The organism is Sphaerotilus sp., assembly GCF_041083715.1.
In the GTDB taxonomy this organism is placed as follows: Bacteria; Pseudomonadota; Gammaproteobacteria; order Burkholderiales; family Burkholderiaceae_C; genus Sphaerotilus.
This window is the reverse complement of the sequence record NZ_JBFPGY010000400.1, coordinates 1-15,864: the sequence shown is the minus strand read 5'-3', so window position 1 is coordinate 15,864 and position 15,864 is coordinate 1. Positions and strand designations below refer to the sequence as shown.

General features: G+C 67.2%; 19 protein-coding genes. 7 read left to right on the top strand and 12 right to left on the bottom strand.

Annotated features, from left to right (window positions below):
• Positions 1–699 precede the first annotated feature (699 nt).
• The gene (locus tag AB3X43_RS18850; protein ID WP_369431414.1) at positions 700–1,119 is read left to right on the top strand and encodes an SET domain-containing protein; all 420 of its coding nucleotides are present in this window, start codon (positions 700–702) and stop codon (positions 1,117–1,119) included.
• A gap of 68 nt (positions 1,120–1,187) precedes the next feature.
• Here the strand turns inward: AB3X43_RS18850 and AB3X43_RS18845 are convergent, their stop codons facing one another.
• On the bottom strand, positions 1,188–2,879 hold the full coding sequence (locus tag AB3X43_RS18845; RefSeq protein WP_369431413.1) for a long-chain-fatty-acid--CoA ligase: 1,692 nt from the start codon (positions 2,877–2,879) through the stop codon (positions 1,188–1,190).
• 185 nt (positions 2,880–3,064) lie between these two features.
• Here AB3X43_RS18845 and AB3X43_RS18840 point away from each other — a divergent pair, with 185 nt between their 5' ends.
• Positions 3,065–3,547 (top strand): Lrp/AsnC family transcriptional regulator, encoded by a 483-nt coding sequence (locus AB3X43_RS18840; RefSeq protein ID WP_369431412.1) that lies wholly within the window; start codon positions 3,065–3,067, stop codon positions 3,545–3,547.
• Between the two features lie 10 nt (positions 3,548–3,557).
• Here AB3X43_RS18840 and AB3X43_RS18835 read toward each other — a convergent pair whose 3' ends face one another.
• The 3 genes from AB3X43_RS18835 to AB3X43_RS18825 form a co-directional block, all read right to left on the bottom strand.
• The gene (locus AB3X43_RS18835; protein ID WP_369431410.1) at positions 3,558–4,406 is read right to left on the bottom strand and encodes an HDOD domain-containing protein; all 849 of its coding nucleotides are present in this window, start codon (positions 4,404–4,406) and stop codon (positions 3,558–3,560) included.
• Between the two features lie 72 nt (positions 4,407–4,478).
• Positions 4,479–4,751: a hypothetical protein gene (locus tag AB3X43_RS18830; protein WP_369431409.1), complete on the bottom strand. Its 273-nt coding sequence runs from the start codon at positions 4,749–4,751 to the stop codon at positions 4,479–4,481.
• A 263-nt stretch (positions 4,752–5,014) separates the two neighbouring features.
• Entirely contained in the window at positions 5,015–5,578 is a 564-nt protein-coding gene (locus AB3X43_RS18825) for a hypothetical protein (RefSeq protein WP_369431407.1), read from the bottom strand.
• Positions 5,579–5,654: 76 nt separating this feature from the next.
• On the opposite strand from AB3X43_RS18825, the gene AB3X43_RS18820 reads away from it, so the two are divergent.
• Together AB3X43_RS18820 and AB3X43_RS18815 are read left to right on the top strand one after the other, a co-directional pair.
• Positions 5,655–6,413 (top strand): DUF2189 domain-containing protein, encoded by a 759-nt coding sequence (locus tag AB3X43_RS18820; RefSeq protein WP_369431406.1) that lies wholly within the window; start codon positions 5,655–5,657, stop codon positions 6,411–6,413.
• Positions 6,414–6,558: 145 nt separating this feature from the next.
• On the top strand, positions 6,559–6,768 hold the full coding sequence (locus AB3X43_RS18815) for a DUF2788 domain-containing protein (RefSeq protein WP_369431405.1): 210 nt from the start codon (positions 6,559–6,561) through the stop codon (positions 6,766–6,768).
• A 34-nt stretch (positions 6,769–6,802) separates the two neighbouring features.
• On the opposite strand, the gene AB3X43_RS18810 is transcribed toward AB3X43_RS18815, so the two are convergent.
• The 8 genes from AB3X43_RS18810 to AB3X43_RS18775 form a co-directional block, all read right to left on the bottom strand.
• Positions 6,803–7,087, bottom strand: a complete 285-nt coding sequence (locus AB3X43_RS18810) for a DUF493 family protein (RefSeq protein ID WP_369431404.1) — start codon at positions 7,085–7,087, stop codon at positions 6,803–6,805.
• A 13-nt stretch (positions 7,088–7,100) separates the two neighbouring features.
• Positions 7,101–8,249 (bottom strand): serine hydrolase, encoded by a 1,149-nt coding sequence (locus tag AB3X43_RS18805; RefSeq protein ID WP_369431403.1) that lies wholly within the window; start codon positions 8,247–8,249, stop codon positions 7,101–7,103.
• A 26-nt stretch (positions 8,250–8,275) separates the two neighbouring features.
• Positions 8,276–8,893, bottom strand: coding sequence for an alpha/beta hydrolase (locus tag AB3X43_RS18800; protein ID WP_369431402.1), 618 nt, complete (start codon positions 8,891–8,893; stop codon positions 8,276–8,278).
• A 15-nt stretch (positions 8,894–8,908) separates the two neighbouring features.
• Positions 8,909–9,244, bottom strand: coding sequence for a (2Fe-2S) ferredoxin domain-containing protein (locus AB3X43_RS18795; protein ID WP_369431401.1), 336 nt, complete (start codon positions 9,242–9,244; stop codon positions 8,909–8,911).
• A gap of 16 nt (positions 9,245–9,260) precedes the next feature.
• A complete protein-coding gene (locus tag AB3X43_RS18790) occupies positions 9,261–10,406 on the bottom strand; it encodes a VanZ family protein (protein ID WP_369431400.1) in 1,146 nt (381 codons plus the stop codon).
• A gap of 15 nt (positions 10,407–10,421) precedes the next feature.
• The gene (locus AB3X43_RS18785) at positions 10,422–10,862 is read right to left on the bottom strand and encodes a CopD family protein (protein ID WP_369431399.1); all 441 of its coding nucleotides are present in this window, start codon (positions 10,860–10,862) and stop codon (positions 10,422–10,424) included.
• A gap of 62 nt (positions 10,863–10,924) precedes the next feature.
• Entirely contained in the window at positions 10,925–11,191 is a 267-nt protein-coding gene (locus AB3X43_RS18780; RefSeq protein WP_369431398.1) for a hypothetical protein, read from the bottom strand.
• A gap of 76 nt (positions 11,192–11,267) precedes the next feature.
• Positions 11,268–12,608: a protein kinase domain-containing protein gene (locus AB3X43_RS18775; RefSeq protein WP_369431397.1), complete on the bottom strand. Its 1,341-nt coding sequence runs from the start codon at positions 12,606–12,608 to the stop codon at positions 11,268–11,270.
• Between the two features lie 92 nt (positions 12,609–12,700).
• On the opposite strand from AB3X43_RS18775, the gene argS reads away from it, so the two are divergent.
• Genes argS through AB3X43_RS18760 form a run of 3 tightly spaced genes read left to right on the top strand, consistent with a single transcriptional unit; the run spans position 12,701 to position 15,795 of the window.
• The gene (argS, locus tag AB3X43_RS18770) at positions 12,701–14,392 is read left to right on the top strand and encodes an arginine--tRNA ligase (protein ID WP_369431395.1); all 1,692 of its coding nucleotides are present in this window, start codon (positions 12,701–12,703) and stop codon (positions 14,390–14,392) included.
• Between the two features lie 10 nt (positions 14,393–14,402).
• Positions 14,403–15,071, top strand: coding sequence for an SPOR domain-containing protein (locus AB3X43_RS18765; RefSeq protein WP_369431394.1), 669 nt, complete (start codon positions 14,403–14,405; stop codon positions 15,069–15,071).
• 55 nt (positions 15,072–15,126) lie between these two features.
• The gene (locus AB3X43_RS18760; protein ID WP_369431393.1) at positions 15,127–15,795 is read left to right on the top strand and encodes a thiol:disulfide interchange protein DsbA/DsbL; all 669 of its coding nucleotides are present in this window, start codon (positions 15,127–15,129) and stop codon (positions 15,793–15,795) included.
• The last annotated feature ends 69 nt before the right edge of the window (positions 15,796–15,864 follow it).

Here is a 15,864-nt window from a genome sequence, read left to right as displayed (position 1 = left end):
CCAGGTGCGCGATGCCCCCGCTCGTCGGGCCCACGTGCCCGATCTTGACCACTTCCTGCGCGCTGGCCTGGCTGGCTGCTGCAAAGGCAATTGCTGCGATGACGACGTTGAGCTTGTGATTCATGGATGCAGACTCCGACTGGGGATGAAAGAAACCGGGGAATGGTTTGCCAGCGGCCTGTGGCCTTGCGCTGGCAAGGCCTGCTGTCTTTCAAGATGCGTGCCAGCTTGGCCTGTGGTTGGCCGATCCGGGTTTGCCTGTATCTGGCGCCTGGGTGCGATGGGGCCAAGTCTCTCCGTGTCTTCTTCCGTGGCGTGGTGCGTCTTCATGTCTGGTGAAGCGTGGAGGTTCTCTTCCTGTCCGTGCCGACGTCTTGTTCTTCTGTACTGTTATTTATCTTTTTATAGATAGTACATAGTAATAGAGGGGCCTGTTTTTTGTGTACAACCCTGCTTTTCCTTTGTAGATCAACCACTTGAGCTGGTGAGAAGTCTGTGTGCGACCCGGTGGAGCAGCACGGGAGTCAGAGGGATCAACTTTCCGGGAGGCTGGTTTTCCATGAACAACTCCACACCTGTTCATCGCTTCTCCACAGAGTTGTTCCGTGCAGCCCGTCACAGGTGGTGCGCATGCACGGTTGCCTGCCCCGATGACGGCAACCCGTACCATCCACGGCTTTCACGATCGGGGATCCGTCCATGGGCACGCCTGCCAACCCTCAGAAGTACGCTGTCCTGGCTGCGCCCAGTCCGATCGAGGGCACCGGTGCCTTTGCCGGCGAAGCCATTCCGGCACGCCGCAAGATCGGCGAAATCCGGGGCGAGATGATCAGCGTCCATGAAGCGTGGGAGCGCGTGAAGACGATGGAACGCATCATGATGGTGGAAATTTCACCAAGAAGAGCGATCGATGCGTCCAGATCGAGCGATCCGCTGCGCTTCACGAACCATTCCTGTGCACCCAACGCGGTGCTGCGCATCCGGCAGGGCCGCATCGAGATCTACGCGATGCGGGCGATTCCCGTCGGCGAGGAAATCACCTGCAACTACGGTGAAACACACCACGAAGGCCGTCTGGCCTGTCGTTGCGGCGCGGCCAACTGCGTGGGAAAGCTGTGAACAACCGGTGAGGAGCCGGTGTGCAAGCGCCAGTGGGCGGTGCGCAGACTGTGGAGAGACGGTGGATATCAGGTGCGCAGTGCGCGGCGCAGGATCTTGCCGACGGTGCTCTTGGGCAGTTCGTCGCGGAACTCGATGGACTTCGGCCGCTTGTAGGCGGTGAAGTTGTCCTTGCAGTAAGCGATGAGGTCTTCTTCGGCGAGGGCCGGATCGTCCTTGACGACGAACAGCTTGACTGCTTCGCCAGTGCGCATGTCCGGGATGCCGATCGCTGCGCACTCGAGCACGCCGGGGTGCAGGTTGACCACCTGCTCGATCTCGGTCGGGTACACGTTGAAACCCGACACCAGGATCATGTCCTTCTTGCGGTCGACGATCCGGAGGTAGCCGTGCTCGTCCATCACGCCGATGTCGCCGGACTTGAAGTAGCCGTCGGCGGTCATGACCTGGGCGGTTTCGTCGGGGCGCCGCCAGTAGCCGGCCATCACCTGCGGTCCGCGGATGCAGATCTCGCCCGGCTGGCCGATGGGCACGTCCTGTCCGTCGTCGTCGCGGATGGCGATGTCGGTCGAGGGCACCGGCAGGCCGATGGTGCCGGTGAACTCCTTCAGGTCGATGCGGTTGGCCGTGACCACGGGCGAGGTTTCCGACAGGCCGTAGCCTTCGGCGATCGGGCAGCCGGTGACCTTGAGCCACTTCTCGGCGGTGGCCTTCTGCACCGCCATGCCGCCGCCGTTGGAGACGACGAGCTGCGAGAAGTCCAGCCGCGCGAACTCGGCGTTGTGGGCCAGTGCGTTGTAGAGCGTGTTGACGGCCGGGAACATGTGGATGCGGTGGCCCTTGAGCGCGCCGATCAGTGCCGGCAGGTCGCGCGGATTCGGGATCAGGATCAGCCGATGGCCCAGCCGCGCACCCAGGAAGTACGACACCGTCAAGGCGAAGATGTGGTAGAGCGGCAGCGCGCACACGCTGGTCATCGGCTGGTCGCCGAGGCGGTCCAGCATGGGTTGGAACCACGCTTCGCTTTGCAGGATGTTGGCCACCACGTTGCGGTGCAGCAGCGTCGCCCCCTTGGACACGCCGGTCGTGCCACCGGTGTACTGCAGGAAGGCGATGTCGTCGGGGCCGACGGCGCTGCGTGCGAGTGTCAGGCGGCTGCCTGCCGCAACGGCGTCATTGAAGCGCGTGACGCTGCGTTCGCCCCCGTCCGGCAGCCGGTATTCGGGCACCATCTTGCGCACATGGCGCACCACGAAGTTCACCAGGTGGCGCCGCCACGGCGGCAGCATGTCGCCCATCGAGGCCAGCACGACATGCTTCACCGGCGTCTGCACGAGGACCTCCGCGAGCGTGCCGGCGAAGTTCTCCAGGATGACAATGGCCTCGGTGCCCGCGTCGACGAGCTGGTGCTGGAGTTCGCGCGCGGTGTAGAGCGGGTTGACGTTGACGACGACGAAGCCTGCACGCAGCACGGCGGCGATGGCCACCATGTACTGGGGCAGATTGGGCATCATCAGTGCCACGCGCGCACCGCGGGCCAGCCCCCTGGCCTGCAGCCAGCCCCCCAGTGCGGCCGATTGTTCGTCGATGGTGCGGAAGGTGATCGGCTGGTCGAGAAACAGGGCCGCCTGCCTGCTGGCGTGGCGGTGGAAGCTGGTGTCGAGCAGATCGACCAGCGAACGGTGCGCCTGCCCGGCATCGATGTCCGCGGGCACCCCTTCCGGATAGCTCTGCAGCCAGGGGCGGGTGGTGGTGTGCATGGGGAGACTCCGGATCGGTCGGTTCAACAGAGTCCCGATTGTTCAGCTGCGTGTCAGGATCAACGCTCGGGGCTTGCCCGTAGCCATGACCGAGGGTTGTCTCTGTTGCGACAGCGGTGTGCACGGCCCGCATGTCCTCAGCGCTGATTCAGGATGGTACGGATCATTCCTGCAATGATTCTTCGATGGATTCCGAATTGACGCTGGACGCCGTGGACCGGCGCATTCTTGCCGCGCTGCAACTGCAGGGACGCATCACCTACGACGAACTCGCTGCGCAGGTGCAGTTGTCGGCATCCGCCGTGCTTCGGCGGGTGCGTCGGCTGGAAGACGCGGGGGTCATCGCCGGCTACGCCGCGATCGTGCCGCCGCACAAGCTGGGCTTGGCGCTGTCTGCCTTCGTCGAGGTGCAGCTGCAGCGGCCGGCCGACACGTCAGCGGCGCGGATCGCCGAGCGCTTCCGCGCAGCCGTCCAGGATTGGCCCGAAGTCGTCGAGTGTGTCTGTCTGAGCACCGCGATGAGCTACCTGCTGCGGGTTGTGGTGACTGACATGGCGCACCATGGCCGGTTCATGATGGACACGCTGCTGCAGCACCCGGGCGTGCAGGAATGCCGAACCAGTTTCGTGCTCGATCAGATCAAGCTCCAGCACGCATTGCCGATCTGAGCTTGTCCAGTCAGGCCAGGGTGTTGTCGATCAGGCGCTGCACCGCAGGCGTCGACAGGGTCAGCAGCGAGGCGAGTTCCTCCAGCTCATCCAGCGTCGGCGTGGCCTGTGCGCCTTCGCGGTCGAGCCGTTCGGCCAGCGTCAGCGCCAGGGTCAGCAGGCGGCGCTGTGGTTGCAGCAGCACCAGGCTGCGCTGGTCGTCGGGGTCGGTCAGTCGCCGCAGCGTGGACGGCAGGCTCCAGTCCTGGGCCAGCCGGTGTTCCAGGGGAGCCAGCGCGACGTTCAGCACGTCCTGCTCGAGCGCTGCGGCATCCCGGTGCGGGGCCTGTTCGCGGCGTTCCAGCAGCGCCTGCGCCAGCGTCGGTGCATGGCACCACAGCAGGATTTCCGCATGCCCATGCAGCAGTGCCGCCTTCTGCAGCGCGATGGCGTGGCTGTCGGCATGCAGCAACGCGAACTCGGTCACCAGCCTGGCCGCGCACCAGGACCGGCGGATCAGCCGGTGGATTTCCGCGATGCCCTGCGGGTAGGCTTGCAGGTGGTCTTCCAGCACCGGAAGCGGTGAAAACGTCCGGAAGAACGGCCCGATGCCCATGAGCACAACGGCGGCCGTCACCGTGTCCACATCGGTCACCTGGCGATCGGCCCGGTGGCGTGTCGCGTGGGTGAGCACACGCAACGTCATGAGCGGGTCGTTGCCGATGGCCTCGTTGATCAGGTGGGCATCGACCGTGCCGTGTCGGGCTTCGACCTCGGCCAGTAGGCCCAGCTCTTCCGCCGTGTCGGACAGGACCGGGATCGGTCGGCTCGTGAGGTACCGCGACCAGGCATCGAGATCGGGCAGGGGCTGCGCGAGCATGTTCGGCTCCGGGGAAGGGGATATCGGCGTTATCGGCGGCGTCTGGGCCGGACTTGAGGCCCGGGTGACCCGTCAGGTTTCCTGCACCTGGGGCAGCAGGCAGATCAGCTCGCCGTTTCGGTAGAGCGCTCCGTAACGTTGCCCGTCGAGTTCGACCGAACGCAGCGCCACTTCGGCCCCTTCGCTGGCACACGCTTCGAGCGCGGCCTGTTCTCCGTCGAGGCGCCGGCGCGCCCGGCGCTGGCGCAGCGTCTGCAGCCAGGAGCCGGAAGCGGTGTTCCCGGGCGGGCGGTTCATCAGCGTCGACAGCGACGTCAGGGACAGGTGCGCGAACAGGTGGGACATGGCCGGCTTTCATCGAGAGATCAGGGATCGCGGGGTCTCATGCAGTACATCGACCACTGGAACGGTTTCTTCATGAGGGTCATTCCGCAGAACCGGGCAGTCCATGCCGCGGCGCGCCTGGGTCGTCGTGGACAGCACGGTCCGGGCGTGACACGGGTGGGTGTCGGTTCAAGGGGAGTGTTGCTCAGATGATAAACGAATGTTTATCAATCTGTGAAGACTTTGCCGATCAGGAGGCCGGCCAAGCGGTGTGCGTGTGGTGTTCAGCGTTTCTTTTTCAGGGGGGCGATGCTTTGGCGGGCCTGTGCCCAGAGGGCTGCGTCGGCAGCGGCTGCCGTGGGCCGTGGTGCGGGCGGCGGTGGCGCGACCGGTGCAGGCGTCAGAACCTCGCCCAGCAGATCCAGCAGTCGCTGGCGGGCGCGCTGCGGATTGCGGCGGTAGTAGGTCAGCACCAGTTCGACGATGAAGCGTTCGTCCTCGTCGCGCGGCATGCCGGTGTCGGGGGGGCGCGCTGCGGAGCTGGTCGCGTGTGCTGCCACAGCCGCCGCTGGTGCAGCGGCACCTTGCGGATGGTCCAGCCAGCCGGCGGGCTTGCCGCAGCGCTGCTCGAACTGGCGCGCCAGCCGTTCGCCGATCTGGCGCGAGCGGCCCTTGATCTGGCTCCAGTAGCTGGGCTGGATCTCGATGCGTTCGGCGAATCGCCGCTCCAGTCCGCGCAGGGCCGCCGCATCGGGCGCCGTACTGGCTGCGGTGCGCACGAATTCATCGAAAAGGGCCAGCGCATTGAGGTAACGCTGTGTGGCGGTGTCGTGGCCGGGGGAGATCATGCCGGGATGATATGTCGCGGCGCCTCGGGGCTGGCACGGGTATCGCTGCAGCCCGTCTGGCTCTAGCATCGGAGACATGAATGCCCCCGCTGTTGCCCCCTCTGCCGTTCGGTTGCTGCGCCCGCTGCAGCCCATGACCTGGCTGGAACGTTCCTGGCATGACATCCGTCAGGTTCCGGGTGTGAGCTTCGGCCATGGGACCCTGCTGGCCGGTCTGGGGCTGCTGTTGATGCTGTTCGCCAAGGACCGGTTCTGGGTGCTGGCAGGGTCGCTGTCGGGGTTCCTGCTGGTGGCGCCCATCCTGGCGACCGGGCTGTACGCCGTGAGCCGGGCGCTGGAGCGGGGCGAGGCGGCCGGCTGGTCGACCGTGGTGGCCGTGTGGCGGTCGCTGGACCGGCGGCTGGTGGTGTTCGGCCTGCTGCTGGCGGCCGCCGGAACCTGCTGGGTGATGACCTCGGCCGCGCTGATCACGCTGCTGGCACCGCACCGGATCGACACGCCGGTCGATTTCCTGCGCCACGTGGTGGCCAACCGGGACTCGTGGCTGTTCGAGCTGTGGCTGGCGCTGGGTGGTCTGCTGGCGGCGCCGGTGTTCGCGTCCAGCGTGGTGGCGATTCCGATGATGCTCGACCGGCCGATCGGTGTCTGGGAAGCCGTGCTGGCGAGCTGGCGCACGGTGCTGGACAACCCGTTGCCGATGGCGGTGTGGGCCGCGCTGGTGATGGGCTTCACGCTGCTCGGACTGGGGGCCATGCTGGTCGGACTGGTGTTCGTCGTGCCGATGCTCGGCCACGCGAGCTGGTACGCCTACCGGGATCTGTACGCAGCACCTTGACCGGCTGCGGTGCGCGTCAGCCAGCGGGCTTGCGCTGGATCAAGCCATTCACCGCTGCAACCGCAGTGTCGCCGCAGGCTCTGCGCGTAAGATCGCGGCGCCCTTCTCCCCCGACCCCTCAGCACTGCGCCCCGCACTCCTGCCCATGTTCGGCTACAACGAGGAACAACTGGCCCACTTCGGACTGACCGTCGGCATCGGCTCGTTCATCCTCTACATGCTGTTTGTCATCGCGCAGCTGGCGCGCGAGGCGAAGGCCGGCCGCTTCGGCACCTTCGTGCTGTTCGTCGTGCTGGCCTTCGGCATGGTGGGCTTCGTGGCCAAGAGCGTGATCGCCTGGCTGCTGGACATGTGAGTCACGTCCGGCCCCGGCCCCGGCAGCCGGACGTTCAGAGCACCATCTTCACCATCGGGTGCGTCGTCAGCGTGCGGTACAGCTCGTCGAGTTGCGCCCGGCTGGTGGCGCGGATGGTGATGGTCAGGCCGAGGTAGTTGCCACCCTTGCTCGGGCGCTGTTCGATGGTCAGGGCGTCGAACCCAGGATCGAACTGCCGGGCCACGTGTGCGATGGCCACCGCGAAGCCTGCCACGTTCGCACCCATGACCTTGATCGGAAAGTCGCAGGGGTATTCGATCAGTGACTGCTCGGGTGGAATGTCCCGGGGATCGCTCATGTCCGGCTCCCGCTCAGCGCATCCACAGGCGCAGTGTGTCCCAGGCGCGGCCGAACATGCCCGCCTGCTCCACCGGCTCCAGCACGGTCACCGGAATCTCGCTCACCACCCGCGTGCCCGACAGCACCTTGAGCGTGCCGACCTGCTGCCCCTTGGTCAGCGGCGCGATCAGCGGGTCGGTGCGCACGAGCTGCGTCTTGAGCTGCCCGCCCTCGCCGCGCGGCACCGAGACGACCACCGGTGACTGCGTGCCCAGCTTGGCGGCGGCGGCGGCACCCTTCCAGACCTCGGCCTGCGTGATCACCTGGCGGGCGTCGTAGACCTTGACCGAGTCCCAGGCGCTGTAGCCCCAGTTGAGCAGCTTCTGGCTCTCGACGGCACGCGCCTCCTTGGAGGCGGCCCCCACGACCACGCTGATCAGTCGGCGCGGGCCGTTGGGGAAATCGCGCTTGGCGGTGGCGATCAGGCAGTAGCCGGCCGCGTCGGTGTAGCCGGTCTTCAGGCCGTCCACGCTCGGGTCGCGCCACAGCAGCAGGTTGCGGTTCTGCTGCGTGATCTTGTTGTAGGTGAATTCCTTGATGGCGTAGTAGCGCACATCGCCGGGGAAGTCGACCAGCAGCCGCGTGGCGATGGTGCCGAGTTCGCGCACCGTGCTGACATGGCCGGGCGCGGGCAGGCCTTCCGGGTTCTTGAACTGTGACACCTTCAGACCGAAGGCCTGCGCCTGGCGGTTCATCATCGCGACGAAGTTTTCCACCGAGCCGCCGATCGCCTCGGCCAGCAGCACGGTGGCGTCGTTGCCGCTCTGCACGATCATGCCCTTGATGAGGTCTTCGACCTTCACCTTGTTGCCGACCTGGATGTACATGCGTGACGCATCGGTCATGCCGGTGCGCCAGGCACGCTCGGAGACGGTGAGTTCCTGGTCGAGGGTGAGCTTCTTGTCGCGCAGCGCCTGGAAGACCAGGTAGGCGGTCATCAGCTTGGTGAGGGATGCGGGCTCGACGGTGGCATCGGGGTTGCGGCCGGCCAGGGCCTGGTCGGCGCTCAGGTCGAGCAGCACGTAGGCCTTGGCGGCGATCTCGGGGGGCTGCGGCGGGGTCTGTGCCAGGGTGTGCGGCAGGACCAGGGCCATCGCCAGGGTGGCAAGGAGTCGTTTCATCGGTGGAGTCGATTCAGGTTCAGGGGTCAGTGCCAGCTGCGCACGATGAGCTGGCGCAGGCGGGGCAGTTGACCGTGGAAGAAATGGCCCACACCGGGCACCACGGTGACGGGCAGGTGTTGCGGGCGAGCCCAGTCGAGCACGGCGGACAGGGGCACGACGTCGTCGGTCTCGCCGTGGAGGACCACGGTGTCTTCCGGCACATCGGCCGGCCGGGCGCGCTGCGTGGACGGGCCGACCAGCAGCAGGCGTTCGGCACGCTGCTCGCCTTCCAGCCGGGCGGCCGCCAGCGTGGTCACGTAGGCGCCGAACGAGAATCCGCCGAGCGCCAGCGGCAGGCCTGCGATGCGCTGCGCGGCGACCACGGCGAGCAGGTCGTCGCTCTCGCCACGGCCCTCGTCGTGCACCCCCTCGGTGGTGCCGACACCGCGAAAATTGAAGCGTGCCACGCGGTAGCCCATCTGCAGGAAGGCGCGGGCCATGGTCTGCACGACCTTGTTGTCCATCGTGCCGCCGAACAGCGGGTGCGGATGGGCCAGCACGGCCACGCCGCGCGGCGTGTCGATGCCCGGCGGCCGATCGACGGCCACCTCGATGGCACCGGCCGGTCCGGCCACGTGCAGGCGTTCGGTCTGGGCGTTCATCGGCGAGCCATCCGCTCAGCGGCCGACATGGGCCGGCAGCACCAGACGTTCGACGACCTGGCCGTTCTTCAGGTGCGACTCGACGATCTCGTCGATGTCGCTGTCATCGACGAAGGTGTACCAGGTCGCTTCGGGATAGACCACGGCGACCGGGCCACCCGCGCAGCGGTCGAGACAGCCCGCCTTGTTGACCCGGACCTGGCCGGGGCCGGCCAGTCCGGCGGCTTTCACCTGCTGCTTGCAGCGGTCGAAGCCGGCCTGTGCCGGGTGGTCCCCGCAGCTGGATTGGCCGTTGTCGCGCTGGTTCAGGCAGAAGAAGATGTGGCGTTGGTAGTAGCTGGGCGTGCGCATGGCGGGATTGTAGGAGTCAGGCTGTCGGGGACGTTGCCTGCGGGGCATCCGGGGGGCGCGGCCTGGGGGGTGTGATGACCTGGATCATCAGGAATATCAAAGCCGCCAGTGGCCACACCCAGCCGATCCACTGCGCCAACCCATGGAAGCGGATGAAGCGGCCTTGTTCCCAGGCTTTCAGGCTCAGGGCGAAATACGGATCCGCGCTGGTCTGGTTGACCAGTGCGATCAGGATGGTCAGCAGGACCAGCCCGATGGTCGCGGTCACCCGACGGTGCATGAACGCCAGTGCACCGCCCAGGATCAGTCCCATCAGCACCCCCGGAAGCACCGGCGGCGTCAGCCAGGACATGGCGTGGTCCGGACCGAAATTCAGCGCCGTGGACAGGGCCGTGGCGCTGATGCCCAGCGCGCAGGCGCCTGCCAGGGTGACCAGCCGGTGGCGAGCGCGGCGCAGCATCACGAAACTCACCAGACACGGCGCGAGCAGGCCGAGCGCGGTGACCAGCGCCTCGATGCCCGGCGCCAGCGTGCTGCCAGGCGTGGGCAGCGGCACCCAGCCGGCGAATGGCGTGCCGGCCAGCCAGCTGTCCAGCAGCGTGGCCAGCCGCACGAGACCCTGGCCCGGACTCAGTGGCACCGGTGTCGGAAACAGCAGCCCGATCGGCCATGACAGCAGCAGCATCAGACCCAGTGTGCCGTGTGGCACGAAGAGTCCGTCGCGCAGGCGTTGCCAGTGCGCCAGCAGGCCCAGACGCTGCAGCACCAGCGCGAGCACCGCCCCCGTCAGGGCGCCGGCGCTGTTGAGCGCCCAGTCCATCCGCGACGGCACGCGCAGCGGCAGGAAGTATTGCGTCCACTCCATCGACAGCGACAGCAGCACGCCGACCAGCGTGGCCTGCAGGCCTGCACGCCACGGTGGCAGGCCGCCCCGCAGCCAGGCCAGCCCCAGCAGCAGCCCGAGCGGCTGGTAGGCCAGGTAGTTGGACCAGAAATCGAAGCGCGTGTAGCGCGACATCGGTAGCCACAACAGGTCGCGCCAGTCCTGCCCGGGGGGTTGCACCGGCCATTGCCAGGGCCAGAAGGGATGCAGGCTGGCGTAGAAGATCAGGCCCGCCCACATCCAGGCCAGCGGCCAGGAGGAGGATCGGTAGGCGGGCATCGGCAGACCGATGTGTCAGAAGGGCTTGAACACCACCAGGGTGACGATGGCCGCGAACAGCAGCACCGACACCTCGTTGTAGACGCGGAACCAGACATGGCTGCGCTGGTTGGCAGCGTGCTCGAACCGGCGCAGCAGGCGCGCATTGACGTGGTGGAAGCCGATCACGGCGACGACCAGCGCCAGCTTGGCGTGCAGCCAGCCGTTGCCGGGTCCGCGCCAGAGGCCGTAGCCCAGCCACAGCCAGAGGCCGCTCGCCAGCGCGACGGCCATCAGCAGCGTCGAGAAACGATGCAGCTTGCGCGCCATGAGGAGCAGGCGCTCGCGCTCGGCGTGGCTGTCGGGCGCGACCATCGCCAGATTGACCAGGATGCGGGGCAGGTAGAACAGCCCGGCAAACCAGCTGGCGATGAAGATGATGTGCAGGGTCTTGACCCCGAGATAGAGCGTGTCCATGTCTGCATGATAAGGACCGCCCGGCGCAGGCGCGGCCTGCACATCGGACGAAGGGAGATCAATCAGCCGGCAGCGGCGTCCTTCACGCACTTCTTGACGAAGCTGTTCTTGGCCGCACCCGCCAGCTTCTTCTCGCCCGCCTTGGCGTCGCAGGCGCTCTGCGCGGCGGCACCGCCGGACTCACGCTCGCACTTCTTCATGAAGCTGTTCTTGGCGGCGCCCGCCAGCTTCTTCTCGCCCGCCTTGGCTTCGCAGGCTGCGTCAGCGGCGTGGGCGGTGGTGGCCAGACCGGCCAGTGCGAGGGCCAGCACGGTGATCAGTGTCTTCATGGTCGATTCCTTGGTTGAGCGGCAGAAGGTCGCCGATTGCATTGAAACCGGACTGCACCATTTCGGCAATAGGGAATCAGAGGATGCGCCGCGGGTGGGCGAGTGCCTCATGGGCGGCATGCAGGCGGCGCACCAGCACGCGGATGAAGGCCTCGTCGAAGAGGTGGCGGGTCTGCGGGCTCAGCCGTGCCAGCGTCTCCGGCGTGAAGGAGATGGCGGTGGCCGACTCGGTGACGACGATGTCGGTGCTGTGGCGGCGCAGCTCCGGATTGGGCGCTAGATAGGCCATCTCGCCGACCGAGGTGCCCGCGCCAAGCTGCGCGACGCGGCGGGCGTCACGGTAGACCTCGACCGCGCCGCTGGCGATGATGTGGAAGGTGCGCCCCTCTTCGCCGCGGTTGTAGAGGGTGTGGCCGACCGGAAACCGCTGCCAGCGTGCCCGGTGCACGACTTCCCACAGCGCCACGTCGCCGAACTGGGTGAAGAAGTCGAGGGTGCGCAGCAGCGTGAAGCGTTCCGAGTCGAGCACGCCTTGCGAGGTGCCACGCGGCACGTGGTGCATCGTGATGAGCTGCGACAGCGCCTCGCCCACCGCATCCCACGAGGCGTAACGGTCGTCGGCGCGCTTGGCCAGGCAGCGCTGGACCACCTGATCGAGCGCCGGTGTCACCCCGGTGCGCAGACCCACCAGGCTCGGCGCCTGGAGGTGGCAGATCTGGTGCATCAGGCTGGCCTGGCTGGTCGCCTCGAAGGGGGCACGTCCGGCGATCAGGTGGTAGAGCACCGCACCGAGGCCGTAGATGTCGGCCCGCGCGTCCAGCTCGCTGCCGTCGAGCTGCTCGGGCGACATGTAGGCCAGCGAGCCGACGCGGTGGACCTGCGTGGCATCCGATGTCAGGTTGAGCGCGCTGCCGAAGTCGGTCAGCTTGATGTCGTGGATCTCGGTGTTGTGGCCCTGGGTCAGCGTCAGGATGTTGGCCGGTTTGACGTCACGGTGGACGAGGCCTTGCCGGTAGCAGTAACCCAGCGCCATCGCGCACTTGAAGCCGATTTCGACGATCTGCTCCAGCGGCAGCAGGTGGCCGGGCTGGCAGAAGGCGCGCAGCGTGGTGCCGGGCACGTACTCCATGACCACGTAGGGCGCCACCGGGTCCGGGATGGCATCGAAGATCTCGACCACGTTGGGGTGGTGCAGCCGGCCGGCCAGCGCTGCCTCCGAGGCGAAGAAGCGCGAGAACATGTGGCCATCGTTGGTGTCGCTCAGCACGCTGGCGCGCACCTGCTTGACCGCGACGGGGCGGTCGTTGAACTCGTCATGGCAGAGGAAGACCTCGCTCGTCGTGCCTTCGCCGAGGCGTCGGACGACGCGGTACTTGCCGATGCGCTGGGGCAGAACCGGTGCGGTGCAGTCGATCATGGGAAGGTCAGAAGGCAATCACCGATCTTTTCACTCCCGGGCCGCCGGGACAAGTGCGGATTGCGCGCCGACCTGCCCCGTAGAATCCGCGCATGATTCAAGCCAAAGAGCAACTCCTCGCCGCGCTCGGTGACGCGCTGGCCGAGATCGCGCCCGGTGCGGCGGTCGAGCCTGCCTTCGAGAACCCCAAGCAGGCCTCCCATGGTGATCTGGCCTGCACGCTGGCGATGCAGCTCGCCCGCCCGCTGAAGCAGAACCCGCGTGCGCTCGCGCAGGCGCTGATCGTGGCGCTGCAGGCGCAGCCCGCGGCGCAGCAGTGGGTCGAGGCGATGGAGATCGCCGGTCCCGGTTTCATCAACCTCCGTCTCAAGCCCGCCGCCCGCCAGCAGGTGGTCGCGCAGGTGCTGGCCGAGGCCGAGCGCTTCGGCGTGCGCGCGGACAGCGGCCGCCGTGTGATGGTGGAGTTCGTCTCGGCGAACCCGACCGGCCCGCTGCATGTCGGCCATGGCCGCCAGGGTGCGCTCGGCGACGCGCTGTGCAACCTCTACGCGACCCAGGGCTGGCAGGTCCACCGCGAGTTCTATTACAACGACGCCGGTGTGCAGATCGGCACGCTCGCCACTTCGACCCAGTGCCGCCTGAACGGCCTGAAGCCGGGCGACGCCGGCTGGCCTGAGTCGGCCTACAACGGCGAGTACATCGGCGACATCGCCGAGGCCTTCCGCCAGCAGGCCACCGTCAAGGCCGATGACCGCGAATTCACCGCCTCCGGTGACCCGGCCGATCTCGACAGCATCCGCCAGTTCGCGGTCGCCTACCTGCGCCACGAGCAGGACCTGGACCTGCAGGCCTTCGGCGTGCGCTTCGACCACTACTACCTGGAGTCCGGCCTCTACAGCAGCGGCCGGGTCGCCGAGGCGGTGCAGAAGCTGGTGGGCGCCGGCAAGACCTTCGAGGAAGGCGGCGCGCTCTGGCTGCGCTCGACCGACTACGGCGACGACAAGGACCGCGTGATGCGCAAGTCCGACGGCACGTTCACCTACTTCGTGCCGGACGTGGCCTACCACATCCACAAGTGGCAGCGCGGCTTCGACAAGGTCGTCAACGTGCAGGGCAGCGACCACCACGGCACCATCGCCCGCGTGCGCGCCGGCTTGCAGGCCGCGGGTGTGGGCATCCCGGCGGGTTTCCCGGATTACGTGCTGCACAAGATGGTCACGGTGATGAAGGGCGGCGAGGAGGTCAAGATCTCCAAGCGCGCCGGCAGCTACGTCACGCTGCGCGACCTGATCGACTGGACCAGCCGCGACGCGGTGCGCTTCTTCCTGATCAGCCGCAAGGCCGACACCGAGTTCGTCTTCGACGTGGACCTCGCGCTGCAGGCCAACGACGAGAACCCGGTGTTCTACGTGCAGTACGCCCATGCGCGCATCTGCTCGGTGCTGGCGAAGTACGCCGAGGAGCACCAGGGCGACGTGTCACCGGCCGCGCTGGCCGCGGCCGACCTGTCGGGGCTGATCGCGCCGACCGAGGTGGCACTGATGAACAGGCTGGCCGAGTACCCGGAGATGCTGGGCCGGGCGGCGGTGGATCTGGCTCCGCACGACGTGGCGTTCTACCTGCGCGATGTGGCGTCGGCGTACCACAGCTACTACGCTGCGGTGCGTTTCCTCGATGGCGACACCGCGGCCATGCCAGCCCGCATGGCGCTGCTGCAGGCCACCGCGCAGGTGCTGCGCAACGCGCTGGCGGTGCTCGGCGTCAGCGCACCACGCAAGATGTAGGAGATTGGCGATGGCATCGAATGGCAAGACACAGCGCGGCGGCTTCGGCGTCGGCATGGTGGTGGGGCTGCTGGTCGGCCTGGTGTTGGCACTGGGCGTGGCGCTCTACGTGACCAAGGCCCCGATCCCGTTCCTGGACAAGGTGCCGCAGCGCACCGCCGAACAGGATGCGGCCGAGATCGAGAAAAACAAGCACTGGGATCCCAACTCGCCGTTGCATGGCAAGAACCCGGCCAAGCCCGGGTCGGGCCTGGCGCGCACGGATGGCAGCCCCAGCCCTGCGGCTGCCACCCAGGATGCCGTGGCCAGCGCAGTCGCGAATGCCGCGGCCGGTGTGGCCGCGGCGTCCAGCGCGCCGGCGCGGGCGGCCAGTGCGGCGGCAGCCCATGCATCGGCCGCGGCCACGGCCGCCAGTGCGTCAGCCAAGCCGGGGGCTGACGCGTTTGTCTACTTCGTGCAGGTCGGTGCCTACGTCAGCACCGACGACGCCGAGCAGCAGCGAGCCAAGCTGGCGATGGGGGGTCTGAAAGCCCGCATCACGGAACGGGAACAGTCCGGACGCCTGATGTACCGTGTGCGCCTGGGGCCGTTCGAGACGCGCGAAGATGCAGAGCGGATGCGCGACCAGACGACGGCGTCCGGTTATGGCGAAGCGGCGCTGGTGCGCGTGCCGCGTTGAACCTTGCTGCACGGACCCACTCTGATCCGTCGTGATCATCGAAAGGAAACATTGCATGAAGCGTCGTGAGTTTGTCGTGGGCAGCACCGCCGCCCTCGCGCTGGCCGGTGTCAGCCCCCTGGTCTCGGCCCAGGGTGCGTTCCAGGAAGGCAAGCACTTCGTGCGGCTGTCCACGCCGGTGGCGGTGTCCGCGCCTGCGGGCAAGATCGAGGTGATCGAGTTCTTCTGGTACGGCTGCCCGCACTGCAACGCGTTCGAGCCGACGCTGGAGGCCTGGATCAAGAAGCTGCCGGCCGATGTGGCCTTCAAGCGCGTGCATGTGGGCTTCCGCCCCAACTTCGAGCCGCAGCAGCGCTTCTACGCGACGCTGGAGGCCCTCGGCCTGGTCGAGCAGATCCACCGCAAGGTGTTCTACGCGATCCACCAGCAGGGCCAGAAGCTCGACAGACCCGAGGCGCTGATCGAGTTCGCGGTGCAGAACGGGGCTGACCGCACCAAGTTCACCGAGATGTACAACTCCTTCGGCATGCAGAACAAGGTTCGCCAGGGCAAGCTGCTGTCCGAGGCCTACAAGATCGATGGTGTGCCGGCGCTCGGCATCCACGGGCGGTATTACACCTCGCCGTCGCTGGCCGGTGGCGACAACACGCCCGAGTCCGAGGGGCAGGTCCGTGCGCTGGCACTGACCGACCAGCTCATCGCCAAGGTGCGCAAGGGCGGCTGACCACGCGCTGCATCCGCACACGACCAGCGCCGGGCCCGCGACAGAAGATGTCGCGCTGTCTCTTATACA